23 protein-coding genes, 1 other RNA gene and 1 pseudogene are annotated in these 26,032 nt (G+C 64.1%); 9 read left to right on the top strand and 16 right to left on the bottom strand.

Features of this window, described 5'->3' with window-relative positions; all coding sequences use genetic code 11:
* Nucleotides 1-49 precede the first annotated feature (49 nt).
* The 5 genes from hisS to ndk form a co-directional block, all read right to left on the bottom strand.
* The gene (hisS, locus tag J3489_RS12095; protein WP_206998225.1) at nt 50-1,390 is read right to left on the bottom strand and encodes a histidine--tRNA ligase; all 1,341 of its coding nucleotides are present in this window, start codon (nt 1,388-1,390) and stop codon (nt 50-52) included.
* Between the two features lie 18 nt (nt 1,391-1,408).
* Nucleotides 1,409-2,725 (bottom strand): flavodoxin-dependent (E)-4-hydroxy-3-methylbut-2-enyl-diphosphate synthase, encoded by a 1,317-nt coding sequence (ispG, locus tag J3489_RS12090; RefSeq protein ID WP_206998223.1) that lies wholly within the window; start codon nt 2,723-2,725, stop codon nt 1,409-1,411.
* A 79-nt stretch (nt 2,726-2,804) separates the two neighbouring features.
* A complete protein-coding gene (locus J3489_RS12085) occupies nt 2,805-3,995 on the bottom strand; it encodes a RodZ domain-containing protein (RefSeq protein WP_206998221.1) in 1,191 nt (396 codons plus the stop codon).
* Between the two features lie 188 nt (nt 3,996-4,183).
* Nucleotides 4,184-5,353, bottom strand: coding sequence for a dual-specificity RNA methyltransferase RlmN (gene rlmN, locus J3489_RS12080; RefSeq protein WP_206998219.1), 1,170 nt, complete (start codon nt 5,351-5,353; stop codon nt 4,184-4,186).
* A 138-nt stretch (nt 5,354-5,491) separates the two neighbouring features.
* The gene (gene ndk, locus J3489_RS12075) at nt 5,492-5,917 is read right to left on the bottom strand and encodes a nucleoside-diphosphate kinase (RefSeq protein WP_206998217.1); all 426 of its coding nucleotides are present in this window, start codon (nt 5,915-5,917) and stop codon (nt 5,492-5,494) included.
* Between the two features lie 267 nt (nt 5,918-6,184).
* On the opposite strand from ndk, the gene J3489_RS12070 reads away from it, so the two are divergent.
* Nucleotides 6,185-6,883, top strand: coding sequence for a Bax inhibitor-1/YccA family protein (locus tag J3489_RS12070; protein WP_206998215.1), 699 nt, complete (start codon nt 6,185-6,187; stop codon nt 6,881-6,883).
* Between the two features lie 78 nt (nt 6,884-6,961).
* On the opposite strand, the gene rlmD is transcribed toward J3489_RS12070, so the two are convergent.
* Entirely contained in the window at nt 6,962-8,266 is a 1,305-nt protein-coding gene (gene rlmD, locus J3489_RS12065; protein WP_242539981.1) for a 23S rRNA (uracil(1939)-C(5))-methyltransferase RlmD, read from the bottom strand.
* Nucleotides 8,267-8,441: 175 nt separating this feature from the next.
* Between rlmD and J3489_RS12060 the strand changes: the two genes are divergently transcribed.
* Nucleotides 8,442-9,308, top strand: coding sequence for an endonuclease/exonuclease/phosphatase family protein (locus tag J3489_RS12060; protein WP_206998205.1), 867 nt, complete (start codon nt 8,442-8,444; stop codon nt 9,306-9,308).
* Nucleotides 9,309-9,332: 24 nt separating this feature from the next.
* Here the strand turns inward: J3489_RS12060 and J3489_RS12055 are convergent, their stop codons facing one another.
* The 5 genes from J3489_RS12055 to surE are packed head-to-tail and all read right to left on the bottom strand — an operon-like array spanning nt 9,333 to nt 13,757.
* Nucleotides 9,333-10,109 carry a 3'-5' exonuclease gene (locus J3489_RS12055; protein WP_206998203.1) on the bottom strand — a complete coding sequence of 259 codons (777 nt, stop codon included), beginning with the start codon at nt 10,107-10,109 and terminating at the stop codon, nt 9,333-9,335.
* 3 nt (nt 10,110-10,112) lie between these two features.
* A complete protein-coding gene (rpoS, locus tag J3489_RS12050; RefSeq protein WP_206998201.1) occupies nt 10,113-11,204 on the bottom strand; it encodes an RNA polymerase sigma factor RpoS in 1,092 nt (363 codons plus the stop codon).
* 11 nt (nt 11,205-11,215) lie between these two features.
* Nucleotides 11,216-12,130 (bottom strand): peptidoglycan DD-metalloendopeptidase family protein, encoded by a 915-nt coding sequence (locus J3489_RS12045; protein ID WP_206998199.1) that lies wholly within the window; start codon nt 12,128-12,130, stop codon nt 11,216-11,218.
* 5 nt (nt 12,131-12,135) lie between these two features.
* Entirely contained in the window at nt 12,136-13,002 is an 867-nt protein-coding gene (locus J3489_RS12040; protein ID WP_206998197.1) for a protein-L-isoaspartate(D-aspartate) O-methyltransferase, read from the bottom strand.
* A complete protein-coding gene (surE, locus tag J3489_RS12035; protein WP_206998196.1) occupies nt 12,999-13,757 on the bottom strand; it encodes a 5'/3'-nucleotidase SurE in 759 nt (252 codons plus the stop codon). Before surE ends, J3489_RS12040 begins: the two co-directional genes overlap by 4 nt.
* A 420-nt stretch (nt 13,758-14,177) precedes the next feature.
* On the opposite strand from surE, the gene J3489_RS12030 reads away from it, so the two are divergent.
* Nucleotides 14,178-15,152, top strand: a complete 975-nt coding sequence (locus J3489_RS12030; protein WP_206998194.1) for an NADPH:quinone oxidoreductase family protein — start codon at nt 14,178-14,180, stop codon at nt 15,150-15,152.
* A gap of 10 nt (nt 15,153-15,162) precedes the next feature.
* Here J3489_RS12030 and J3489_RS12025 read toward each other — a convergent pair whose 3' ends face one another.
* The 5 genes from J3489_RS12025 to ffs all read right to left on the bottom strand — a co-directional run bounded on the left by J3489_RS12025 (nt 15,163) and on the right by ffs (nt 19,952).
* Nucleotides 15,163-16,371 (bottom strand): CaiB/BaiF CoA transferase family protein, encoded by a 1,209-nt coding sequence (locus J3489_RS12025; protein ID WP_206998193.1) that lies wholly within the window; start codon nt 16,369-16,371, stop codon nt 15,163-15,165.
* 20 nt (nt 16,372-16,391) lie between these two features.
* The gene (gene recR / locus J3489_RS12020) at nt 16,392-16,988 is read right to left on the bottom strand and encodes a recombination mediator RecR (protein ID WP_206998191.1); all 597 of its coding nucleotides are present in this window, start codon (nt 16,986-16,988) and stop codon (nt 16,392-16,394) included.
* A 34-nt stretch (nt 16,989-17,022) separates the two neighbouring features.
* Nucleotides 17,023-17,349: a YbaB/EbfC family nucleoid-associated protein gene (locus J3489_RS12015; protein ID WP_136893548.1), complete on the bottom strand. Its 327-nt coding sequence runs from the start codon at nt 17,347-17,349 to the stop codon at nt 17,023-17,025.
* 93 nt (nt 17,350-17,442) lie between these two features.
* On the bottom strand, nt 17,443-19,740 hold the full coding sequence (gene dnaX / locus J3489_RS12010; protein ID WP_206998188.1) for a DNA polymerase III subunit gamma/tau: 2,298 nt from the start codon (nt 19,738-19,740) through the stop codon (nt 17,443-17,445).
* A gap of 113 nt (nt 19,741-19,853) precedes the next feature.
* Nucleotides 19,854-19,952: signal recognition particle sRNA small type (gene ffs, locus J3489_RS12005), an RNA gene on the bottom strand.
* Nucleotides 19,953-20,341: 389 nt separating this feature from the next.
* Here ffs and trxA point away from each other — a divergent pair.
* From trxA to J3489_RS11975, 6 genes and pseudogenes are all read left to right on the top strand, one after another.
* Nucleotides 20,342-20,668, top strand: a complete 327-nt coding sequence (trxA, locus tag J3489_RS12000; protein ID WP_206998187.1) for a thioredoxin TrxA — start codon at nt 20,342-20,344, stop codon at nt 20,666-20,668.
* Nucleotides 20,669-20,867: 199 nt separating this feature from the next.
* Nucleotides 20,868-22,130 carry a transcription termination factor Rho gene (gene rho / locus J3489_RS11995; protein ID WP_206998185.1) on the top strand — a complete coding sequence of 421 codons (1,263 nt, stop codon included), beginning with the start codon at nt 20,868-20,870 and terminating at the stop codon, nt 22,128-22,130.
* A 257-nt stretch (nt 22,131-22,387) separates the two neighbouring features.
* Nucleotides 22,388-22,726: pseudogene (locus J3489_RS11990) on the top strand (MFS transporter); the annotation flags it as partial.
* Nucleotides 22,727-22,792: 66 nt separating this feature from the next.
* Nucleotides 22,793-23,665 carry a M90 family metallopeptidase gene (locus J3489_RS11985; protein WP_206998181.1) on the top strand — a complete coding sequence of 291 codons (873 nt, stop codon included), beginning with the start codon at nt 22,793-22,795 and terminating at the stop codon, nt 23,663-23,665.
* A 117-nt stretch (nt 23,666-23,782) separates the two neighbouring features.
* The gene (locus J3489_RS11980) at nt 23,783-24,046 is read left to right on the top strand and encodes a type B 50S ribosomal protein L31 (RefSeq protein WP_206998179.1); all 264 of its coding nucleotides are present in this window, start codon (nt 23,783-23,785) and stop codon (nt 24,044-24,046) included.
* A 222-nt stretch (nt 24,047-24,268) separates the two neighbouring features.
* Nucleotides 24,269-26,029: an ArnT family glycosyltransferase gene (locus J3489_RS11975; protein WP_206998501.1), complete on the top strand. Its 1,761-nt coding sequence runs from the start codon at nt 24,269-24,271 to the stop codon at nt 26,027-26,029.
* Nucleotides 26,030-26,032: the final 3 nt, after the last annotated feature.

Genomic DNA, 26,032 nt, shown 5'->3' with positions numbered 1-26,032 from the left:
GCGATTCCTTCTTCTACGTGCCTAATGTTTATCGAGCGACAGCCGCTATTCAGTCGCGGCCGTCATCGGCGGTTGCAACCATCGCATTGATCAGAAATTCGGTCAAGTCTTCGACTGGCACGTTCCGTTGTTCGTTCTTTCCGCCACTTTGCGCCATGTCACGCAACGGTTTCACGCCGACTGTACCGTTCGCGACCTCGTCTTCGCCGAGGACAACCGCGAATGCGGCACCGCTCGCATCGGCGCGCTTCATCTGCGATTTGAAGCTCGCCGATGCGCCGTCGGCGCTGCAATGCAGGATCACGTCGAGCCCGGTGTCGCGCAGGCGCTCGGCGATGATGAAGGCCTGCTCGCGCGCCGCGTCGCCCTGATGCGCGACGTAGACGTCGCAACCGTCGTCTTCCGGTACGAGGCCGTCTTCCTTCAGCAATTCGAGAATCCGCTCGACGCCCATCGCCCATCCGCATGCTGCCGTCGGCTTGCCGCCCAATTGCTCGATCAGCGGATCGTACCGGCCGCCGGCCGCCACCGTGCCTTGCGCGCCGAGCTTGTCGGTGACCCACTCGAACACGGTCAGGTTGTAGTAGTCGAGGCCACGCACGAGCCGCGGATTGATCGTGAACGGAATGTTGTTCGACTTCAGGATGCGCTGCAGCCCTTCGAAGTGCGCGCGCGATTCGTCGCCGAGAAAATCGATCAGCTTGGGCGCGTTTTCGGCGATCTGCTGGAGCGCCGGGTTCTTCGTGTCGAGCACGCGCAGCGGGTTCGTATACAGGCGGCGCTTCGCGTCTTCGTCGAGCGCCTCGACGTGCTTCTCGAGGTAGGCGATCAGATCGACACGGTGCGCGGCGCGCTCCTCGGCGAGACCGAGCGAGTTGATCTCGAGGCGGATGCCCGTCAGGCCGAGGTCGTCCCACAGGCGCTGGCACATCAGAATGATTTCCGCATCGGCATCCGGACCCGCGAAACCGAGCGCCTCGACGCCGACCTGATGGAACTGGCGATAACGGCCGCGCTGCGGACGCTCGTGGCGAAACATCGGCCCGACGTACCAAAGGCGCTTCGGGCCGTCATACAGAAGATTGTGCTCGATGGCGGCGCGCACGACGGCCGCGGTGTTCTCCGGACGCAGCGTCAAGTTTTCGCCGTTCAGCGAGTCGGTGAAGCTATACATCTCCTTCTCGACGATGTCGGTCACTTCGCCGATGCCGCGCGTAAACAGCTGCGTGTGTTCGACGATCGGCGTACGGATGTTCTGATATCCGTACGCGCGCAACATCGACTTCACCGTCGTTTCGAAGAATTCCCACAACCCGGCATCCTGCGGGAGGATGTCGTTCATGCCTTTTACGCCAGTCAGCTTTTCGAGCTTTCTCTTCTGTTCAGTCATCGGTATTCGGTTGACGAATTAATTGGCGGCACTCGCGCACCCGTAACGGCGCTCGACGTAGTCGCTCACGATTTGCTGGAATTCTTCTGCGATGCGCTCGCCGCGCAGCGTCTTGACCTTTTCGCCGTCGATGAACACCGGGGCTGCCGGATTCTCACCCGAACCCGGCAGGCTGATGCCGATGTTCGCCTGCTTCGACTCGCCCGGGCCGTTGACGATGCAGCCCATCACCGCGACGTGCATCTTTTCGACGCCGGGGTACTGGTCCCGCCAAACGGGCATCTGCGTGCGCAGGTAGGTCTGGATTTGCGATGCGAGTTCCTGGAACAGCGTGCTCGTCGTGCGGCCGCAGCCCGGGCACGCGATGACCATCGGCGTGAACGAGCGCAGGCCCATCGTCTGCAGTATTTCCTGGCCGACGATCACTTCGCCGGTACGCGACGCTCCCGGTTCCGGCGTCAGCGAAATGCGGATCGTGTCGCCGATGCCCTGCTGAAGCAGCACGCCGAGCGCCGCCGTCGACGCGACGATGCCCTTCGAGCCCATACCGGCCTCGGTGAGCCCGAGGTGCAGCGCAAACGAGCAACGGCGCGCCAGCTCGCGGTAGACGGCGATCAGGTCCTGCACGCCACTCACCTTGCACGACAGGATGATCTTGTTGCGGCTCAAACCCAACTCGACCGCGCGTTCGCCAGAACCGATCGCCGATTGGATCAGCGCTTCGTACATCACGCTCTGCGCTTCCCACGGCTCGGCGCGCGCGGCGTTCTCGTCCATCATGCGCGCGAGCAGGTCCTGGTCGAGGCTGCCCCAGTTCACGCCGATGCGCACTGGCTTGTCGTACTTGATTGCGGCTTCGATCATCTGCGCGAACTGCGTATCGCGCTTCGCGCCCTGGCCGACGTTACCGGGATTGATCCGGTACTTCGACAGCGCCTCGGCGCAAGCCGGATAGTCGCGCAGCAGCAAGTGGCCGTTGTAGTGAAAATCGCCGATGAGCGGCACCGACACGCCCATGCGGTCGAGCTGATCGCGGATCGCCGGCACGGCCGCCGCGGCTTCCGGCGTATTGACCGTGATGCGCACGAGCTCCGAACCCGCTTGCGCAAGCTCCTTGATCTGAACCGCGGTGCCGATCGCGTCAGCGGTATCGGTGTTCGTCATCGACTGCACGCGCACCGGCGCGGCGCCGCCGATCGTCACAAGCTGCCCGCCCCAGCGGACGTCGACCGCGTGCGACACACGACGCGGCGCATGGCCGCCGAAAATCGGTTCTGAGGAACAAATCTGACTGCTGCTTTCGGAATGTGCTTCGGAGTGCATCGAAGGACCCATTGACACCGAATGCGGCGCGCCCGAAAGCGCGCCGCATGAATTGAAAAAGCGCCCTGACCGCCGGCCGGGGCGCCTGCCGTCAAGGCAGCGAGAAGCGAGCCACGTTGCCCTTTGCTGCCGAATACTTCGCGGAATCGACCGGCTGACCGTCGAGCGTCATCGATTCGAGTCCCGCCTTGTTGCCGATCGTCACCTTGAACGGCGGCTCACCGGAAATCTCTTTTGCATCACCGGCGTGAACGAGACCGGAGAATACCTCTTTCCCGCTCTTGTCGCGCACGCTGAACCAACTGTCCTGCGTCACGCGGAGCGCCACGATCGATTCCCCGGCCGGCGCGTCGGCAACCGCTGACGCCGCGTCCGTGGCCGATGACACAGCAGCGGCAGCCGAAGCCGCCTTCACGGCCGGCGCAGCCGCTTGCGGCACGCTTGCGCCTGGCGTGACCGCAAGAGCGGCAGACGACGAAGTCGCTGCGGGCGGCGTTGCCGGCGCGGGGGCCGCCACGGCCGGTGCCGCGAGCACCGGCGCCGGCACTTGCTGAACAGCGCTTGCAGCCGCTGCCGCGCCGCTGGCCTCATTCGGAGCCGGCGCGGCCGTTGCGGCGGCGCCAGCCGATGCACCGTTTTCGACCGTCACAGCCGCGGAAGCCGCCGTCTGCCCTTCGACCGCCGTCGTCGGCGTGCTCCTCGCGGCGCCAGTCGCGCCGCCGGCTTTCAGGCGTGCGAGCCATGCCGACGAATCGCCGCCGCCCGTATGCCACATCGCGAGCGCAATTACGGCGACGATGATCGCCGCCACGCCCCAAAGCCACGAGCGATGCTTCGGACCGCCGCCCAGCGACACGGACACCTTTCCGCGCGGCAAGCCCGTGCCCGCCGACGCCGGCATAGAAAGATCAGGCTCCGGCACACCCTTTTCGCGGCGCAGCGCCTGGGTAAACGGTGCCGGATCGACACCCAGCATCTTGGCGTAGCTGCGCACGACGCCGACAGCGAAAGTCGTGCCGGGCAGTTGGCTGATGTCACCCGCCTCGAGCGCGCGCATTTTCGGCGACGGGACCTTGAGCCGGGCAGAGACATCGTCGATCGACAACCCTTTGGCCTCTCGAAGCTGCGCGAGACGCGCCCCTGTCGCCGCCAGCGAGTCAAGCCCCGCCTGCTCGCCTGCGGGCTGCGACGCAAGCGGCGTGACGCCTTGCCCGGAGGCCGGCTCAGAAGGCCCAGCGCTCGTATCGTTATCGTGTGGCTGCGGATGCTGCGGCTCACTCATCCCAAATCCTCGCGTCGATTCTCTTTTTGACCTGTGCGCTCCGGAACGTCCAAGTCCGGATTCGCAGACCGTTTATAACAAAATGTGCGGCTCGAGTGCCGTTTCCGATCGATTTGCTGCCTGCCTTACTGCTTACCTCAGCGCCCGCTGCCCCGTTTTCGGCGAGCGCTGCGTCAACTTCACGCCGCTTAATGCACCTGCCGTACTTCGATCACTTTGCCCGGTCGCGCCTCGGCCGTGCGCTCCATGCGCTCGGCAAGGCGAGTGCGGTCCTTCACCGCGCCGGCGAGCTGGCCGCACGCGGCGTCGATATCGTCGCCGCGCGTCTTGCGCACGGTCGTGACGACGCCCGCGTCGATCAGCACCTGCGCGAAACGCTTGATCTGTTCCGGCTTCGATCGAATCAGCCCCGATTCCGGAAACGGATTGAACGGAATCAGATTGAATTTGCACGGGACGTCGCGCGTCACCGCGAGCAGCTCGTGCGCATGTGCGTCGCTGTCGTTGACGCCGTCGAGCATGCAGTATTCGAAGGTAATGAAATCGCGCGGCGCGACTTTCAGATAGCGCCCACAGGCGGCCATCAGTTCGCGCAGCGGATATTTCTTGTTGAGGGGCACCAGCACGTCGCGCAGCGCGTCGTTCGGCGCGTGCAGCGAGACCGCCAGTGCGACGGGAAGATCGGCGCCGAGGCGGTCCATCATGGGCACGACGCCCGACGTGGACAGCGTGACGCGGCGGCGCGACAGACCGTACGCGTTGTCGTCGAGCATCAGCCGCATGGCCGGCACGACGGCGTCGTAGTTCAGGAGCGGCTCGCCCATGCCCATCATCACGACGTTCGTGATGACGCGCTCGCCCTTGCCTTCCTGCGCGGGGTCTAGGCCGTGCGCCTCGCGGCGTGCGGCGCGCAGTGCGAACTCCGCCATCCGCAATTGGCCGATGATTTCGCCTGTCGTCAAATTGCGGGAAAAGCCTTGCTTGCCCGTCGAACAGAACCGGCAGTTGACCGCGCACCCCGCCTGCGACGATACACAAAGCGTGCCGCGCGTTTCCTCAGGGATGTACACGGTTTCGACCGCATTGCCGTTGCCGACGTCGATGAGCCACTTGCGGGTGCCGTCGGCGGAAGTGTGGTCGCTGGCGATGCCCGGCATCGTGATCGCCGCGCGGCCCTTGAGCTTTTCGCGCAGCGACTTGGCGAGGTCGGTCATGCCGTCGAAATCGGCGGCGTTGTATTGATGAATCCAGCGCTGCAATTGCTTGGCGCGAAACGGCTTCTCGCCGAGGCTGTCACAATAAGCGACGAGGCCCGCGGCGTCGAGGTCGAGAAGGTTGACGGTTGAACTGCTCGTCATATCGATTCCTGCCATTTCAGTGCGAAAAACCGTGCGTGCCGCCGTGCCCATTCAACTGCTTATTGGACACTGGACCGCATGCACGGTGCCATTCGCGCCAGTTCCTGCGAGTTCTACTTTAGTGCTTCCGTTGGACGATCAGCGCGAGTAAACGTTGACTTCCGGGAAGAAGAACGCAATTTCGACAGCAGCCGTTTCCGCTGCGTCCGAGCCGTGCACGGCGTTGGCGTCGATGCTGTCGGCGAAATCGGCGCGGATCGTGCCCTTTTCAGCCTTTTTCGGATCGGTCGCGCCCATCAGTTCGCGGTTCAACAGGATGGCGTTCTCGCCTTCGAGCACTTGCACCACTACCGGGCCCGAGATCATGAATTCGACCAGATCCTTGAAGAACGGACGCGCAGCGTGAACCGCGTAGAACTTCTCTGCGTCGGCGCGCGACAGGTGCACCATGCGGGAAGCCGCGATCTTCAGACCAGCGTTCTCGAAACGGCTGTAGATCTGGCCGATCACGTTCTTGGCCACTGCGTCCGGCTTGATAATCGACAGGGTGCGTTCGATCGCCATAAAAACTCCAGAAAATTAAGAAGTTACAGATTCAAATGAATCCGCAATTGTAGCATGATCCCGTGTATTATTGTGATTGAACCCTTACGCAGCCGTAAGGTTTGAAGGATTTATTCGGTACCCCTCTTCGGCTGGCCGCAGCCGTTGAAACTCCGAGCCGCCGCGCATATCTTATGGAGTGGTACGGCTCTATCCAAGCGGCGGCGCCTCGTGCGGGCGCCGCGGCATAATCACAGAGCATCACTGCGTTTGACGCAAGGAGAAACCATGAACGAATATCCCTATAACTTTGGCCGCGGCGGCACCGTCACCACGGCCGAAACCCGCAACCGCGTACTACGCAACACCTATTGGCTGCTCGCGCTGTCGATGGTGCCGACCGTGCTCGGCGCGTGGGTGGGTGTCGCGACCGGCTTCTCGCTGTTTGCCGCCACGAGCCCCGCGATGAGCATGCTTGCGTTCTTCGCGATTGCGTTCGGCTTCATGTTCGCGATCGAGCGCACGAAGAACGGCGGCATGGGCATCGTCGTGCTGCTCGGCTTCACGTTCTTCATGGGCCTGATGCTCTCGCGTCTCCTGAGCTTCATCCTCGGCTTCACGAACGGGCCGTCGCTGATCATGCTCGCATTCGGTGGCACCGGTGTGATCTTCACGGCGATGGCCACCATCGCCACTGTCAGCAAGCGTGATTTCTCCGGTCTCGGCAGGTGGCTCTTCGTCGGCGTGATCGTGCTGCTGCTCGCGATGGTCGCCAACATGTTCCTGCAACTGCCGGCGCTGCTACTGACGGTTTCGGTACTCGCGATCGCGATCTTCTCGGTGTACATGCTGGTCGACGTGCAGCGCGTCGTGAACGGCGGCGAAACGAACTACATCACGGCCGCACTGGCGATCTACCTGGATCTGTACAACGTTTTCGTGAACCTGCTGGCGCTGCTCGGCATCTTCGGCGGCAACCGGAACTGATCTTGCACCCTGCTGCGACGCAAAAAAACCGGCCTTCGGGCCGGTTTTTTTATGCACGGAAGACACCGAAACGCCGATTTAATCGCGTTCGAATAACGCGATGGATTCCACGTGAGACGTATGCGGGAACATGTTGACCACGCCCGCGCCTTTCAGCCGATAGCCCGCCTCGTGGACGAGCAAACCCGCGTCGCGCGCCAGCGTGGCCGCATTGCAAGACACGTAGACGATCCGTGCCGGCAGCGGCCCGTCGCCGCTCCGGGCGATCTCGGCGAGCGCCTTCGAGACCGCCAGCGCGCCCTCGCGCGGCGGGTCGACGAGAAACTTGTCGAATGTGCCGAGCGCGCGCAGGTCGTCGGCGGTGACTTCGAACAGGTTGCGGCAAGCGAACGACGTGTGCCCATCGACACCGTTTTCCTTGGCATTCGCTAGCGCACGCGTCGTCAGCGCTTCGCTGCCCTCGATCCCGACGACTTCGCGCGCCAGACGCGCCAGCGGCAGCGTGAAATTGCCGATCCCGCAGAAAAGATCGAGCACGCGGTCGCCACGCTGCGGCGCCAGAAGCCGCAGCGCGCGCCCCACGAGCACACGGTTGATCTGATGATTGACCTGCGTGAAATCGGTCGGCCTGAACGGCATTCGGATATTGAACTCCGGCAGCGTGTAATCGAGCGGCACGTCGAGCGGATAAAACGGCACGACCGTATCGGGACCCTTTGGCTGCAGCCAGAACTGCACTTTGTGGGCATCTGCGAATTCGCGCAGCAGCGTCTCGTCGGCTGCGTTGATCGGCTCGAGCACGCGCAGCACCAGCGCGGTCACTTGCGAGCCCACCGCCAGTTCGATCTGCGGCATCCGATCGCGAATCGACAGCCCCTCGACGAGCCGTCGCAACGGCACGAGCATCGCCGACACGTGCGGCGGCAGCACTTCACAGCTCGTCATGTCGGCCACGTAGCTGCTTTTGCGCTCGTGAAAACCCACCAGCACGCCGCCTTTTTTTGCGACGTTACGCACGGTCAGCCGCGCGCGGTACCGGTATCCCCACGACGGGCCGTGAATCGGCCGGAAGACCGTCTCGGCGCGCAGCTTCGCCAGATGCTGGAGACTGTCTTCCAACACGCGCTGCTTGACGGCGACCTGCGCGCGCACGTCAAGGTGCTGCATCGAACACCCCCCGCAAGTGCCGAAGAAGCGGCATTGCGGCTTAGTGCGCAGTACGCTTTCACGCAGCACGTCGACGACCTGCGCCTGCTCGAAACTCGGCTTCTTCCGATAACTCGAATATGTGACACGCTCGCCCGGCAGCGCGCCTTCGACGAAGATCACCTTGCCGGGCTCGCCGGTTTCCGTGACGAGGCGCCCCACGCCGCGCGCTTCCATATCGAGCGATTCGATCTCGAGAATCGGGGCACTAACGGGAGCGGCGGACGGCGCCGGCGCGCTTTTCAGCTTGCGCACGCTACGATTGGGGGATTCGGACACCTGCGGATTCCTGACAGACATTGAAGAAAGGCGAGATTGTAGACGAACGGCAAACCGCAACGGAGATTTGACGATGCGACTGATCTGTTGGAATGTCCAGTGGGGACGCGACGCGAGCGGCGACGTCGATCTCCCTCGAACGCTCGCCGAAGCGAAGCGGATTGCCGATTTCGACGTGCTCTGCCTGCAGGAAGTCACGCGCGGCTTCGGCGCGCTGCCCGGGGGGCCGTCCGGCGATCAGTTCGCGGAGCTCGAAGCCGCCCTGCCGGGGTTCACGGTGCTCGACGCGATCGGCGCCGATCTGCCGGCGCTCGAAGCCGGTGCGCCGAGGCGGCAATTCGGAAACGCGATCGTGACGCGGCTGCCAGTCGAGCAGGTGATCCGCCACACGCTGCCCTGGCCCGCCGATCCCGACGCGCCGTCGATGCAGCGGGTGGCGCTGGAAGCGGTGCTGCGTGCGCCGGGCGGATCAGTGCGCGTCGTGACCACGCATCTGGAGTTCTATTCGCTGAAGCAGCGGCTTGCGCAAGTCGACGAGCTGCGGCGCCTCCATCTCGAGGCCGCCGCACATGCGGCACGCCCGGCGCGCGCTGAAAACGCGACTGGACCCTTTGCCGCGACCGCTCGTCCTGTCGGCGCGATTGTCTGCGGCGATTTCAACAGCGCGTTCGACAGCGAGGCGTATCAGCGCTTCATCGCTCCGCTCACCGAGAATCCGCACGGCGCGCCGGGTTTCATCGACGCCTGGACAACGCTGCACCCGGGCAAGACGCCGCCGATGACGGCTGGCGTCTACGACAAAGAACAGTGGTCGTCAGGGCCGATGGCATGCGATTTCGTGTTCGTCACCGAAGATTTGCGGTCGCGTCTGCAACGCTGCGAAATCGACAGCGCGACGCGCGCCTCGGACCATCAGCCCGTGCTGCTGGAGCTCGGCTGAAACGTTTTCAGCCGTACCCGCTTTTCAGTTCTCGAAGGCTTCGAGATATTCGGCCCAGTGCGGCGCCAGTTCCTGCGCGAGGGTGTTTTTGACGAACGCGATCTCATCGGCGTATTCGTCCTGCGAAAACGCGCCGCGCATCAACTGGAAGCGGCAGTACAGAAGGTAAGTGTTGACGACGTCCGTTTCGCAGTAGTTGCGGATTTCTTCGATGCGCCCTTCCTGAAACGCTGTCCACACCTGGCCGCCGTCCATCCCGAGCTTGCCGGGAAAGCCGCAGAGCTTCGCAAGAGCGTCGAGCGGCGCGTTCGCGCGCGCCTGATACATCGCGAGCACGTCCATCAGATCCGTGTGGCGGGAGTGGTAACGGCTGATGTAGTTGTTCCACTTGAATTCGCGATCGTCCTCGCCGAGATCCCAATAGCGCGACGCGGCAATGCCGTGGACCAGCGCGCGGTAATGCAGCACCGGCAAATCGAATCCGCCGCCGTTCCAGGAAACGAGCTGCGGCGTGTACTTCTCGATCACACGATAGAACGACTGGATCAGGGTGGCTTCGGAGTCTTCGGGCGTGCCGAGCGAGCGCACGCGCCAACCCGTGCGGTCGCGAAACACGCAGGAGATCGCGGCAATGCGTTGCAGGTGATGCGGCAGGAAATCGCTGCCGGTCTTTTCACGGCGCGCCGCAAAAGCGTGTTCGGCCACTTCGGCATCGGTCAGCGTGGCGGGAAGATCGTCAAGACGGCGAATGCCGGCGACATCGGGAATCGTTTCGATGTCGAACACTAGAACGGGTGTCATCGCTTAGAGAACAGCGTCCTTGCGCACGCCGTTGGACGCGAAAAAGCGCTTCAACCGCACGAGCGCCTCCTGCTGGATTTGCCGTACGCGTTCGCGCGTGAGGCCCATTTCGTCGGCGAGCTCCTCGAGTGTCGCGGGCTCGATGTGATTCAAGCCAAAGCGGCGTTCGATCACATGCCGGTGCTTGTCCGACAAACGCGACAGCCACGCGCGCGTAAGCGTCTCGAGCTCGCGGTGCTGGACTTCGGCATCGGGAGATTGGCTCTGGTCGTCGGACAGCAGATCGAGCAGGCTGCTCGCGGGATCGAGATCGAGCGGCGCGTCGAGCGACGCCGTGTGCTCGTTCAACGCGAGGATATCGGTGACCTCGTCGGTCGTCTTGCCGGTCAGGTAGGCGATATCGTCGATGCTCGCGTCGCGACGGTCTGCCGCCTCGCCGGAGTTCATCGAATTCTTTTCGAGGTGGCGCTTCGCGCGCAGCACCTGATTGAGCTCGCGGATCACGTGGACCGGCAGCCGCACCGTGCGCGCCTGGTTCATGATCGCCCGCTCGATGCTCTGGCGAATCCACCAGGTCGCATACGTCGAAAAACGGAAGCCGCGCGTCGGGTCGAATTTCTCGATCGCGTGCATGAGGCCCAGGTTGCCTTCTTCGATCAGGTCGAGCAGCGGCACGCCGCGGTTCAGATAGCCCTTCGCGATACTGACGACGAGCCGCAAGTTGCGCTCGATCATCACCTGCCGCGCCTCGAACTCGCCCGCTTTGGCGAGCCGCGAATAGCGCTGTTCTTCCTCGACGGTCAGAAGCGGCTTGACGCTGATTCGGTTCAGATAGTGCTGAATCGTGTCAGCAGTCAGCTCGGCCTGCAGCAAGGCACGGAAATCGTCGGGATCGGGTGAGGCATCGCTCGCCGCATCGGCCCCTTCGCCGGAATCGTCCGCGCCGTTGTGACGTTCTTCGAGCTCGGGCTCGTTCTCGACGGGCTCGTCGTCGGGCTCGCTCGTCGAAGCGCCGGAATTCTGCTCCAGTGCGCGCGCTGCACGGCTGAGCGTTTCGGTCTCATCTTGCGGCGGGCGGCGCTTCGATTTCGGCATGGTCGTTTCGCTTATTGCGGCGGCAAGTACTTCAGCGGGTCGACAGGTTTGCCCTGCCGGCGAACTTCGAAATGCAACATCACGCGGTCCGAATCGCTATTGCCCATTTCGGCGATCTTCTGCCCTTTGGTCACCGCGTCCCCCTCTTTTACCATCAAAGCGCGGTTATGTGCATACGCGGTGAGATAAGTTGCGTCATGCTTGATGATAATGAGATTGCCGTAGCCGCGCAGCCCATTTCCGGCGTAAACGACACGTCCGTCCGCTGCGGCCTGCACTGGCGTACCTGCCGCGCCGCCGATATTGATGCCCTTGTTGTTGGCGTCGTCGAACGTGCCGAGGATCGGCCCGTGCGCCGGCCACGCGAAAGCGACGTTGCCGAGCGCCGCGGCTGCATCGCTTGCGGCGGGTTGAGGCGGAATGGTCGTCACTGCGGGAGCGGAGCCGTACATCGCCGGCTGCGCCGGGCTGACGCCCGATGCAGCAGCCGGCGCGTTGTTCGCAAGCGGTGCGCTTTGCACGGCGCCGCCTGCGATCGGCGCAGTCGCGACACCCGGTGTGGCGGCCGCGACGTTCGCGCCCGGCGGCACGACGCGCAGCAATTGGTCGACTTCGATTTGGTTCGGATTCGAGAGATTGTTCCAGGTCGCGATGTCGCGATAATTCTGGCCGTTCTCGAGTGCGATCCGATAAAGCGTATCGCCCGGCTTCACCCGGTAGTAACCGGGAGGCGGCGGGCCGAGCGGCACCGGAGCCTGAGCGGCAGCCGCAGCGCCCTGGCCTGCGGAGCGGTCGACGACCGGCGCGTTATCGAGCCGCGTCGCGCAAGCCGCCAGCACCGAGAGCCCCCCCACGCAGACGGCACGCCGAGCTACGGTCAACCAGACATTCGAACTATTACTATGCATCGCGCGCAACATACTCATCGGTGTCAAATCACTCCGGATTTTAAAGGGACAAAGAAGACGCGATCAAGCCGCGACTCGCGCCACTGGCTGGGCCCGAGACGCTCGACGAGCGTGAGCACCTGAGCCTGTCCGCTTTGCGCGCCGACCGGCGCAACGAGGCGTCCGCCCACGGCAAGCTGCTCGAGCAGCGCTTGCGGAACGTCGAGACCGGCAGCCGCGATCACGATCGCGTCGAACGGCGCCGCCGGCGGCAGGCCAACGCGCCCATCGCCGTAATGCAAGCGGATGTTCGGCACGCGCAGCGGCCGCAAGTTGGTCTTCGCTCGCTCGTAAAGCGGCCTGATTCGTTCAATCGAATACACATCGCGCGCCACCTGACTCAGCACGGCTGCCTGATAGCCGCAGCCTGTGCCGATTTCGAGCACGCGTTCGAGCTTGCGGCCCGCCGCCGCGAGTTCGATCATCCGCGCGACGACCGACGGCTTCGAAATGGTCTGGTGATGACCGATCGGCAGCGCTGCATCCTCGTAGGCCTGAGTTGCGAGGCCGGGATCGACGAACATGTGGCGCGGCACGACCGACATCGCGTTCAAGACGCGCGGATCGGTCACGCCATTGGCTCGAAGGCGTTCGACCATCCGCTCGCGCACGCGTTCCGACGTCAGCGCAAGCGTGCCGTTCAACGCGACATTCGGCGCGTTGCTCTTGTCGGTCGCTTTGGTCGGGTGGCGTTCGACGCGCGGCTCGTGCGCACGCGCCGACGCGCGAGCCGGCTCGGGCCGCGCCGCCGCCGGGGCGCGCGACTCGCCCGCGCGGCCTTGCTGCTTGCGCGACTCGCGTTTGAGGTCGGCGAGTTCCAGGGGAAAACGCTTGGCGCGCTCGCTCGTCATGAAGCGTGACGTCCGGCGCGCGCCCATTCGCGCGTCGCGGCCAGCATTTGCGTATGAGTGAGATCGAGTTGCAGCGGCGTGATCGACACGTGGCCGTTCGCCACTGCGTGGAAATCGGTGCCCTCGCTCGCGTCGAGCACGGCACCCGACGGCCCGATCCAGTAAATCGGCTCGCCGCGCGGATTGGTTTGGCGGATCACGGGCTGCGAGGGATGACGCTTGCCGAGCCGCGTCACTTGCCAATCGCTCAACTGCTCATACGGCAGGTTCGGGATATTGACGTTCAGAAGCGGATGACCGGGGAGCGGATTCTCGAGGAAGTGCCTCACGATATCGACCGCCACGCACGCCGCGTCTTGCAGATGTACCCAGTCTTTGTCGACGAGCGAAAAGGCGATGGACGGCACGCCGAACATCACGCCTTCCGTCGCCGCGGCGACCGTTCCGGAGTAGAGCGTGTCTTCGCCGATATTTTGGCCGTTGTTGATGCCCGAAATGACGAGGTCGGGCTTGTCGTCGAGCATGCCGGTGAGCGCGATGTGCACGGAGTCGGTCGGCGTGCCGTTGACGTAATAGAACCCGTTCGCCGAACGCAGCACGGACAGTGGCCGCGATAGCGTAAGCGAGTTCGATGCACCGCTGCAATTCTGCTCGGGCGCCATCACTGTGATATCGGCTAGCGGCTTGAGCGCTTCGTAAAGCGCGGCGAGCCCGGGCGCCAGATAACCGTCGTCGTTACTCAGTAGGATTCGCATGCGGCGATTGTAACCGAGGAAAGAAGGCACGCGAACGACAGCCCGGCAGGCGCTTCGGGGCACGTGGCGCCGGCCGGTAAACGTACGGTCGTTCGTGGTGGTATACACTGGCTCGAGCCGAACTCCGCCACTCGGATTCGCTACGCTTTCAATACGCTAGTTATCAACAGCTTTGCGTGGGACCAGACTGAGCGCTAACTCTGGTCGACGGCTTTGCATGGGACCCGAGTAAGCGCTAAAGCGCTAACTCCGGATCGACAGCTTTGCATGGGACCAGAGTAAGCGCTAAAGCGCTAACTCCGGGTCGACAGCTTTGCATGGGACCAGAGTAAGCGCTAAAGCGCTAACTCCGGGTCGACAGCTTTGCATGGGACCAGAGTAAGCGCTAAAGCGCTAACTCTGGTCGACACAGGAGGCACGATGCGCGCTATCCGCTGCAACCAATACGGACCGCCGGAAACCCTGACGGTCGAAACGTTGCCTGACTTGCAACCGCAGGCCGGTCGGGTCGTGATTGACGTAAAAGCTGCCAGCGTCAACTTTCCCGACGTACTCATCATCGAGAACAAATACCAGCTCAAACCGGCTTTGCCATTTACACCCGGGGCAGAAGTGGCCGGAATCGTTCGCGCGGTCGGCGGCGGCGTCGAGCATGTGCGGCTGGGCATGCGTGTCGTGGCGTACACGGGGCTGGGCGGGTTCGCCGAGCAGGCACTGGCGCCGGCGAGCGCCTGCATGCCGCTGCCCGACGAGGCCGATCTCGCCGTCGCCGCCGCGTTCACGCTGGCGTACGGCACGTCGCATCACGCAGTCGTCGATCGCGCCGCGCTGCAAGCCGGCGAAACGATGCTCGTGCTCGGTGCGGCGGGCGGCGTCGGGCTCGCCGCCGTCGAAATCGGCAAGGCGCTCGGCGCGCGCGTGATCGCCGCCGCCTCGAGCGATGACAAGCTCGCGGTGTGCGTCGAACACGGCGCCGACGCGACGATCAACTACGCGCACGACGACTTGCGCGAGCGCATCAAGGCGCTGACCGACGGCAAAGGCCCGGACGTGATCTACGATCCGGTCGGCGGCGTCTATGCGGAGCCGGCGTTTCGCAGCATCGGCTGGCGCGGGCGTTATCTGGTGGTCGGGTTTGCGAACGGCGAGATTCCGAAGCTGCCGCTGAATCTGGCGCTGCTCAAGGGCGCGAGCTTGGTCGGCGTGTTCTGGGGCGACTTCGCAAAACGCGAGCCGCATCGCAATGCCGCGGCGTTCAAGCAGATGGCCGGGTGGATGCAGGAAGGCAAGCTGCGTCCGCATATCTCGGCGCGCTATGCGCTCGACGACACGCCGCGCGCGCTGCGCGACATGGCCGAGCGGCGCGTGACCGGCAAGATTGTCATCACGCCGTAACCGCTGCGCGTCAAATGACTTTCTGTTCCCGCAATGCGGCGATCCGGTCCGCGTCGTAACCGAGCGATTGCAGGACTTCATCCGTATGCTGGCCGAGTTCCGGACCGAGCCAGCGCGTCTCGCCGGGCGTTTCCGATAGCTTCGGCGTCACGTTCGGCAATGCGATCTCTCGCCCGTCCTGCCACTTGAATTGCTGGATCATCTGCCGCGCGAGGTACTGCGGATCGGTGAACATGTCGGCGACGCTGTAGATGCGTCCGACCGGCACATCTGCCGCATTGAGAACGTCGAGCGCTTCTTCGATCGTGCGGGTCGAAAGCCACGCAGCGATCGCACCGTCGATTTCCTGCGTGCGCGGCACGCGTCCGTCGTTGCGCGCGAGACCGGGATCGTTCGCGAGATCGGCGCGGTCAATGGCCGTCATCAGGCGCGTGAAAATCGGATCGCTGTTGCCGCCGATCACAATGCTGCCGTCCTTGCACGGATAAGTATTCGACGGCACGATGCCCGGCAGCGATGCGCCGGTGCGCTCGCGCACCATGCCGTACACGCCGTATTCGGGCACGACGCTCTCCATCATGTTGAAGACGGCCTCATACAACGCGACATCGACGACCTGCCCCTTGCCGCCGTTCACCTGCTTGTGATGCAGCGCCATCAGGGCGCCGATCACGCCGTGGAGCGCGGCGATCGAGTCGCCGATCGAAATGCCGATGCGCGGCGGCGGCAGATCCGGATAACCGGTGATATGACGCAGCCCGCCCATCGATTCGGCGATCGCGCCGAAGCCGGGGCGGTCGCAGTACGGCCCCGTCTGCCCGTAGCCCGACAAGCGGACCATCACGAGGCCGGGGTTCTCGGCCGACAGCACGTCGTAGCCGAGCCCGAGCTTTTCGAGGAGCCCCGGGCGGAAATTTTCGACGACGATATCCGCGTCCTTCGCGAGCCGCCGCACGATCTCCTTACCCTCTTGCGCTTTCAAGTTGACCGTCACCGACTTCTTGTTGCGCGCCTGCACGGCCCACCACAGCGACGTGCCGCCGACCTCCGGGTACAGCTTGCGCCATTTGCGCAGCGGATCGCCGCCGTTTGGGTCTTCGATCTTGACGACGTCAGCACCGAATTCGCCGAGAAAACGCGCGGCGAACGGTCCGGCGATCAGCGTGCCGAGTTCGAGGACTTTGATGCCCGCCAACGGGCCAGTGGGGGTTGCGGTCATGGGGTTTCCTGCAGATCCGGCTAGAGCGCGCGCCGATCGAGCATCGCGCGGGCGATCGTGCCGGCGTCGACGTATTCGAGCTCGCCGCCTACCGGCACGCCGCGCGCGAGCCGCGTCACCGCAAGGCCGCGCGCCTTGAGCGTCTGCCCGAGGTAATGCGCGGTGGCCTCGCCTTCGTTCGTAAAGTTGGTTGCGAGCACAACTTCCTTGACGACGCCGTCGGACGCGCGCTTCACGAGCCGGTCGAAATGAATTTCCTTGGGGCCGATGCCGTCGAGCGGGCTCAACCGCCCCATCAGCACGAAATAGAGCCCGCGATAGGTCAGCGTCTGTTCGAGCATGATCTGGTCGGCGGGCGTTTCGACGACGCACAACAGCGTCGGATCGCGTTCCTCGTCGCTGCAGACCTCGCAGATCTGCGCTTCGGTGAACGTGTTGCACCTCTCGCAGTGCTGCAGATGCCCGGTCGCGAAGAGCAGCGCCTGGCCGAGCTTTTCGGCGCCCTCGCGATCATGCTGCATCAGGTGGTACGCCATCCGTTGCGCGGACTTCGGTCCGACGCCGGGCAGCGCGCGCAGCGCTTCGACGAGCGCCGACAAGGCGGAAGGTTGTTTCATGCGAATCGGCGCTGTCGATCGATACGGCTGCCGCTCAGAACGGCAGCTTGAAGCCCGGCGGCAGCGGCAGGCCGGCCGTCATGCCGCCCATTTTTTCCTGGGCGGTCGCCTCGGCCTTGCGCACGGCGTCGTTGAACGCGGCGGCGACGAGGTCTTCGAGCATGTCCTTGTCGTCGGCAAGCAGGCTCGGGTCGATCTGCACGCGGCGCACGTCGTTCTTGCAGGTCATCGTGACCTTGACGAGGCCAGCGCCCGACTGCCCCTCGACTTCGATCTGGGCAAGCTGCTCCTGCATCTTCTTCATGTTTTCCTGCATTTGCTGGGCTTGCTTCATCAGCCCGGCGAGTTGGCCTTTCATCATGGACTTGCTCCTTCGTGTTCGTTTGGGTTTTCAATGCGGCGCGTTGGGGGGAACGCGCCGCGAATTCAAGGAAACCGTGCCGACGTATCGGCGTCAGTGCGCGGCGCCGCTCGCGCCCGCCCCTGCATCGGGCGCAATCGGCCGGATCGAGCCCGGCACGATGCTCGCGCCGAACTCGCGGATCAGCGATTGCACGAACGGGTCGGCGCCGATCTCGCGTTCGGCTTCGCGCTGACGCTCGGCTCGCGCGGCAGCGTCGAGCGCCGCTGCCGTGCGGCGCGCCGGCCCGACCTCGACTTGCACGTCGACCGGATTGCCGAGCTTCTCCGCGAGCGCGGCCTTGAGCTTCGCGACCTGCAAGCTTTCCGCGTATTGCGGCACAGGGACGCTCAGCTTCAGCGTGCTGCCTTCCAATGCCGTCAGCTCGCTATTGAACGCGAGCTGATATGAAATGCCTTTCAACGGTAGGCCGGCGGCAAGCGCAGGCCAGTCGCCGTCAAAACCGATCGCGTCGAGCGGAATGGGCGGCGGCATCGGACGCGTGTCGGCCGACGCTGCGGCTTGAGGCGCTTTGGGCTCGATCCGCCTATCGTCGCGGCCGCCGTCGAAGGCCGGAACGAAGCCGTCGTCGGGTTGAGCGAAATACGCGTCTTCGGCGGACGCCGGAACGTAGTCGTCGAGTGGGATGTCGTCCCAAGGGGGAGGCGGCGCGGCGTTTGAAGCTGACGGGCCAGCCGGTTCTTCTCGACGCACGGGGCGCGGCGCTGGCACGGGGACCTTGACTTGCGGCGCGGCCGCTGTGGGCGCAACAGCCGGCGCCGGTTTCTGGCCTGCCGCCGCGGTCGCTGCGCGGCCGCGATCCGTCGATACGCGCATGCCGGCATTGCGCAGCACATCGAGCGCGGCGCTTGCGCCGCCCGCGCGCGGGCGCGGTGCGGCTTCCGGCAGCGGCGCCGACGATGCTGGCGCCGAAGCGGCCGGCGACGGCGAGGCGGTCATCGGCTCGGCAGGCTGCGCCGCTTCGTTACGCGTCGCGCTCGCGGTTTCGGAAGCAGCCTCGGGCTTCGCCGCAGTACGTTTCGGTTCTATCCCTTCCGGCACGCCGGGAGCTTGCGGTGCCGTTGCCGCTTGCACCGGCGACGCATCATCACGGCAAGGCTCGACGCCCGCCGGTGAAGCAGCCGGTCGCTGCGCGGGCGCAGTCGCTTGAACGGCAACCGTCGGCGCAGTGGCCGCCCGCCGGCCCGCACCGCCGACAGCCGGCGTCGCCGCCCGCGGTGCCGGCGCAGCACCGCCGCCGCCCGGCGCGGCCGGCTCGAACGCCAGCATGCGCAAGAGCGTCATCGTGAAACCCGCGTACTCGTCGGGCGCGAGACCCAGCTCGCTCCGGCCAAGCGTGGCGATTTGATAGAAGAGCTGCACCTGTTCGGGCGTCAGCGCATCGGCGAAACGCCGCAGGTCGTTGGCCTCGGGCCACTCATCGAGCACCGACGACGGCGCGAACTGCGCCCACGCGATCCGATGCAGCAAGCCCGCGAGATCCTGCAGCGCATTGGAAAAGGACAAGCTGCGCAACGACATCTCATCCGCGACGGCCAGCACCTGCGGACCATCGCCGGCGACGAGCGCATCGAGCAGACGAATCAGGTAGCTCTGATCCAGCGCCCCGAGCATGCCCCGCACTGCATCCTCGGTAACCTGATTCGCCGAGTAGGCGATCGCCTGATCGGTCAGCGACAGTGCATCGCGCATGCTCCCTTCGGCCGCACGCGCCAACAGACGCAGCGCCTGCGGCTCGAACGTGATCTGCTCTTCACCGAGAATCCGCTCGAGGTGCGACACGATGTGCCCGGCCGGCATCTGCTTCAGATTGAACTGCAGGCAACGCGACAACACCGTGACCGGAATCTTTTGCGGATCGGTGGTCGCGAGAATGAATTTGACATGCGGCGGCGGCTCCTCCAGCGTCTTCAACATCGCATTGAACGCGTGGTTGGTCAGCATGTGCACTTCGTCGATCATGTACACCTTGAAGCGCGCATCGACCGGCGCGTACACCGCCCGCTCGAGCAGCGCCGCCATTTCGTCGACGCCGCGATTGCTTGCCGCATCCATCTCGACGTAGTCGACGAAGCGCCCTTCGTCGATCTCGCGGCACGCGCGGCACACGCCGCACGGCGTGGCGGTCACGCCGGTTTCGCAATTGAGCGCTTTGGCGAAGATACGCGAGAGTGTCGTCTTGCCGACGCCGCGGGTTCCGGTGAACAGATAGGCGTGGTGCAGACGTCCGCCGTCAAGCGCGTGCGTGAGCGCGCGCACGACGTGTTCTTGTCCGACGAGCGAAGCGAAATCCTTCGGTCGCCATTTGCGTGCGAGAACTTGATAGGTCATCGGGAAATTGTATCAGGACACAACGACACACAGACGCGACACGCCAATGTCGGCCAGCAACGATTTTAAAAGGCTGAGCGGGAATTGAAAGCGGAAGATGAGGAAAAGCGGAAGGTGACGAGCCCGACCCTCGGCACTGGTGGAAAACGGCTGTGGCTGCTTCGTTCCCGACCTGACCAGGTTGACCGCCCCTCCATGCGAGGAGGCCCGTCACGGCGCATTCTATCATCGGTCCCAGGTGAGCGCGACGCTAAATCGCGAGAATATCGCCAAGCGCGCCTATTGCATTCACTCGCGGCGCCTCCATTTTCGAGTCGAGACGATAGCCGGGCGAAGGCCTGGCGAGGTGTTGAAGCGCATACAACCCTACTGTGCGAATGAGTACTATCGCTACCGGCAACACATAGCAATTTAGGCTAATATGACGCTTGGATGACCCGCAAACTGCGGTTTCCGGCAGGTTAAAACGCTTCGAAGCATCCCTTCAACGCGTTCAGTCCGGTACGCATCGAGCGGTAGCGCGAACGGAACTTTTCCCAGTTTTTGTGTATCGTGGCGAGCAATTTTCAGGCGGGCCTCGAACCGAAAGAGGTATTCATATATGAGCGAACAAATCAAGCACATCAGCGACGCATCGTTCGAACAGGACGTCGTTAAATCCGATAAACCCGTCCTGCTCGATTTCTGGGCCGAGTGGTGCGGTCCCTGCAAGATGATTGCCCCGGTACTCGAGGAGGTCGCGAAGGATTACGCCGACCGCCTGCAAATCGCAAAGATCAATGTGGACGAGCATCAGTCGACGCCGGTCAAGTTCGGCGTGCGCGGCATTCCCACGCTGATCCTGTTCAAGAACGGCGCGGTCGCCGCACAGAAAGTCGGCGCCTTGTCGAAGTCGCAGTTGACGGCGTTCCTCGACGGCAACCTTTAATCGTTGTTCTCCGCGCGTGTTGTGAGTGGACAACACGCGCGGCGCACGTGTGCCGATCCGCCGCCCGGGCGGGTTTTCGCGTGTGCTATGCTAGAATCATAAGACTTCAAGAAGACGTGTAAGTCCCTGAGCGGTTCCGCTCGATTCCTCCTCCCAGATTTCATTTCGTCGCACCTTCTCTCCCCGGCGGGATCTCCGTATGCATTTATCCGAGCTTAAGTCTCAGCACGTGTCTCAATTGATCGAGATGGCCAATGGCCTCGAGATCGAAAACGCGAACCGCCTGCGCAAGCAGGAACTGATGTTCGCCATTCTCAAGAAGCGCGCCAAGACCGGCGAGACCATTTTCGGCGACGGCACCCTCGAAGTGCTGCCCGACGGCTTCGGCTTCCTGCGCTCGCCGGAAATGTCGTACCTCGCGAGCACCGACGACATCTACATCAGCCCGTCGCAGATCCGCCGCTTCAACCTGCACACCGGCGACACCATCGAAGGCGAAGTCCGCACGCCGAAGGACGGCGAGCGCTACTTCGCGCTGGTGAAGGTCGACAAAGTCAACGGGCAGCCGCCCGAGGCCTCGAAACACAAGATCATGTTCGAGAACCTCACGCCGCTGCATCCGAACAAGCCGCTGCTGCTCGAGCGCGAAATGCGCGGCGAAGAGAACGTCACCGGCCGCATCATCGACATGATCGCGCCGATCGGCAAAGGCCAGCGCGGCCTGCTCGTCGCCTCGCCGAAGTCGGGCAAGACCGTGATGCTTCAGCACATCGCGCACGCGATCAAGCAGAACCATCCCGACGTCGTCCTGTTCGTGCTGCTCATCGACGAGCGTCCGGAAGAAGTGACGGAAATGCAGCGCTCGGTGACGGGCGAAGTGATTGCGTCGACGTTCGACGAGCCGGCCACGCGTCACGTGCAGGTCGCCGAAATGGTGATCGAGAAGGCCAAGCGCCTCGTCGAAATGAAGCACGACGTCGTGATTCTGCTCGATTCGATCACGCGTCTCGCGCGCGCCTACAACACGGTCATTCCGGCGTCGGGCAAGGTGCTGACGGGCGGGGTCGACGCGAACGCGCTGCAGCGTCCGAAGCGCTTCTTCGGCGCGGCGCGCAATATCGAGGAAGGCGGCTCGCTCACGATCATCGGCACCGCGCTGATCGAAACCGGCAGCCGCATGGACGACGTGATCTACGAAGAGTTCAAGGGCACGGGCAACATGGAAGTGCACCTCGAGCGGCGCCTCGCGGAAAAGCGCGTGTACCCGTCGATCAACCTGAACAAGTCGGGCACGCGCCGCGAAGAATTGCTGATCAAGCCGGAAGTCCTGCAAAAGATCTGGGTGCTTCGCAAGTTCATCCACGACATGGACGAAGTCGAGGCAATGGAATTCCTGCTCGACAAGATCCGCCAGACGAAGGGCAATTCCGAGTTCTTCGATCTGATGCGCCGCGGCGGCTGATACCCGCAGCCCTTCGCTCCCAAAAACCGTCCGCCCAGGGGACGGTTTTTTTTCGCCAGCACGCTAGACATTCCAATCACGGCGGCTCACCTCTCAACCTGTACGTGAACGTTCACGTTTTGCGATACCGCCAACATTCGATCAGTACCTCGCAAGCTCCCCATGAACAAGGAATCCGCCGCCCTCTTGACCGCTCGCGAGGCCGCCGTTCATGAGCACGGTCACCGGCAACAGACCGTTCATTGCCGTCGAGCGCCTACGCGCTCGCCGCCGTCGCCGCTTTCCTGATGACGCGCCTGTCGCCCGATGTCGGCCAGCCGGCGCTGATGGTTCCGCTCTTGATGCGCGGGCTGCTGCTGTTCATCGTGCTGCCGGCCGCCAACGTGACCTTCAGCATCTTCGCGATCGCCGCGCTCACGCAGGGCTTCGCCGCTGCGGGCCATACGCTTGGCGAGGCGCATTCGCTGGCGGTAGTCGAGGCGAGCAAGAGGGTCTCGCAGCAAGCGAGCCTCACCTCGCTCGAAGGCTTTTACTTTCTGATCGGGGTTGCCGTCTGCGGCGGTATATTTGCGGCGTGGCAAAAGCAGATAGATTGAGTTACGTTTCCTTCACCGACTGACTCACGCGATGCGCCTGAAGCGCGCACCGCGCCCTCTCCGACGATGCTCTCCAAACTCACCCAGTGGTTCGATAACCGGCGCCGCGACCGCGCGCTGCGCGAGCACGCGATTGCCGACGACGTCTGGCAGGCGACGCTCGACGGCCTGCCGTTTCTCGCACACCTCGACGCGTCCGACCTCACCCGACTGCGCGACCTGACGAGCCTTTTCATCGCGCAGAAGGCGTTCTCCACCGCGCACGAGCTCGAGCTGACCGACGCGATGACCGTCGCGATCGCGGCGCAGGCATGCCTGCCGGTGCTGAACCTGAGCCTCGACTTGTACCGCGGCTGGGTCGGAGTGATCGTGTATCCGGGCGAGTTCGTCATCCGCAAGACCGTCGAGGACGAGGACGGCGTCGTGCACGAAGTCGAGCACGACGCGAGCGGCGAGGCGTGGGAAGGCGGCCCGGTGATCCTGTCCTGGGAGGACGCGCAGATGACCGACGGCCAGGACGCCTACAACGTCGTCATCCACGAGTTCGCGCACAAGATCGACATGCTGACCGGCGAGACCGACGGCCATCCGCCGCTCTTTCGACGCTGGCACGCGCCGCTCGACGCGGCCGGCTGGGCCGACGTGTTCGATCACGCCTACGACCGGTTCTGCGCCCGCGTCGATGCCGTGCCCGAGCGGCGCTGGGCGCGCTTTGAGCGCGAATCGCTGATCGATCCCTATGCGGCCGATCACCCGTCGGAATTTTTTGCCGTATGCACGGAGGCGCTGTTCGTGAAGCCGCGCGCTTTCGAAGCCGAATACCCTGAGCTGTACCGGCTGCTCGCACGCTATTACCGGCAGGACCCGGCCCGCACGGGTGTGCTGGCGGGCGGAGGCGGCGAAATCGCCGCGGCGGCCAAAAATTCGTCAACCAACTGATTTTCTGGCATAATCGCCGTTTTTCGACCTTAGGCAAGTGGCTCGCGCCTGGGAACGTCCACGGCAATCGCCGAACGACCGCAGCGGGCTGGCTACCGCCAGACTAAAGGAAAGACCATGAAAGAAGGCATTCACCCGAATTACCGCGAAGTCCTGTTCGTCGACATGTCGAACGACTTCAAGTTCGTGACGCGCTCGACGATCCAGACGCGTGAAACCACCGAGTACAACGGCAAGACCTACCCGCTCGCGAAGATCGAAGTGTCGTCGGAATCGCACCCGTTCTACACGGGTCAGCAAAAGATCATGGATACGGCCGGCCGTGTCGAGAAGTTCAACAAGAAGTTCGGTGTGCGCGCTACCGCCAAGGCAGCGAAGTAATACCCCAGGTTCGGGCGCCGGCCGTAAGCCGGCTCGAAACGAGAAAGGGCAGCTTCGGCTGCCCTTTTTTGTCGCGCGCTCATTGCCGATCGGGGCCTATCGTTGCCGGCTGCAAGGTGCGCTGTCGCAAGGCATGCACCGCGTCTACAATGCCGGATGCTCAAAAAAGCCCGCGCGGCGCTCAAGCGGGATGAACTGCTCACCGATATCCGCTCAATCTGCATGCGACCCGTTGTCCGCCTCACTGCCTCTGCCACCCGCGCGCTGCCGCGCTGGCTCCTGCTCACGCTGACCATCGTCTACGCGGCCTTCGGTCTCTTCGGCCGTGATCCGTGGAAGAACGAGGACGCGGCCGGCTTCGGCGTGATGTGGACGATGGCCAACGGCGGCACGCACGATTGGCTGCTGCCGAATCTCGTAGGCAAATACATCACCGACAACGGCCCGCTCGGCTACTGGCTCGGCGCTGCGTCGATCCGCGGGCTCAGTCCGTGGGTCGAGGCAAGCAACGCGTCGCGCCTCTTCACCGGCCTGCTCTTTTGCGCGGCCTGCGCGTTCGTCTGGTACACCGCCTATCTGCTCGGCCGCCGCGCCGAGGTGCAGCCGTTCAAGTACGCGTTCGGCGGCGAGCCGGAACCGCGCGACTATGGCCGCACGCTCGCCGACGGCGCGCTGCTGATCCTGCTCGCGTGCTTCGGCCTAGCCGAGCGCGGCCACGAAACGACGCCGCAGCTTGCGCAGTTCGTCTGCATCGGCATGCTCGTCTATGGGCTCGTGCGCGGCATCGACAAGCCCGTGCAAGGCGCGCTGTGGTGGGGGCTCGCGCTCGGGCTGATCGCATTGACGAGCAATCCGCTCGTCGTCGCCGCGCTGCTTGTCGGGACGCTCGCCATGGTCATCATCGTGCCCGAAGTGCGTTCGGTCTGGCGGCCGCTGATCGGCTTGCCGATCGCGGCCGCGCTCGCACTATCGTGGCCGGTCGCGGCGCTGCTCGCGTTTCCCGACGACGCCAAGTGGTTCCTCAACCAATGGGCGAACGGCAGCTTCAACCGCTTTTCCGCGCCGCCCGGCTATGTGCTCGTCTACGCGCTGAAGAACCTGCCGCTCTTCACGTGGCCCGCCTGGCCGCTCGCAATCTGGGCGTGGTTCAGTTGGGGCGGCCTGCGCCGCAAGCCGCACGTCGCGATTCCGCTGCTCGTGATCGCGCCGCTGCTCGTGCTGGTCGTGCTGCAAAGCCATCAGAGCAACCTCCTCTACATGCTGCTGTTGCCGCCGCTCGCGACGCTGGCCGCCTTCGCTCTGCCCACGTTGAAGCGCGGCGCCATCAACGCGATCGACTGGTTCGCGCTCCTGTCCTTCACGATCCTCGGCACGTTCGTCTGGCTCGTGTGGCTCGCGAGCCTCACGGGCGTGCCGCATCAGCTCGCGCGCAACCTCGCTCGTATCGTGCCGGGCTACGTCGGGCAATTCAGCGCGATCAGCTTCGTCTGCGCGGTGGTCGTGACGCTGAGCTGGTTTGCGCTCGTGCGCTGGCGCTTGGCGCGCCATCCGAAGGTGCTCTGGCGCAGCGTGGTGCTTTCGAGCGCCGGCACGACGCTGATGTGGGTGCTCCTGATGACGCTGTGGCTGCCGATAGTCAACTACAGCCGGACCTATCGCGACGTCGCGATGCAAATCGCCTTGCACCTGCCCGACGACTACACCTGCATCTCGCCGATCCGGCTAGGCGATGCGCAGATCGCCACGTTCGCCTACTTCGGCGACATGCAGTTCTCGTTCGCCGACGACTGCGACGTGATCCTGCGGCAGGACACGCAGGACTTCAGCGCGCCGAGCCCGATGCTGAGCTACGTGTGGAAGCTGGTCTGGGAAGGCCGGCGCGCGGCCGACCGCGACGAGCGCTTCCGTCTGTACGTGCGCGTGGACCGTCCGAAACCGGCGCCGGCCGTCAAGCGCCGCATCTATCGCCACCCGAAGGGGTGAGCC

This window comes from Trinickia mobilis (assembly GCF_017315705.1).
Classification (GTDB): Bacteria; Pseudomonadota; Gammaproteobacteria; order Burkholderiales; family Burkholderiaceae; genus Trinickia_A; species Trinickia_A mobilis.
The sequence above is the reverse complement of the archived record's forward strand: the minus strand, read 5'-3'. Positions and strand labels throughout refer to the sequence as shown.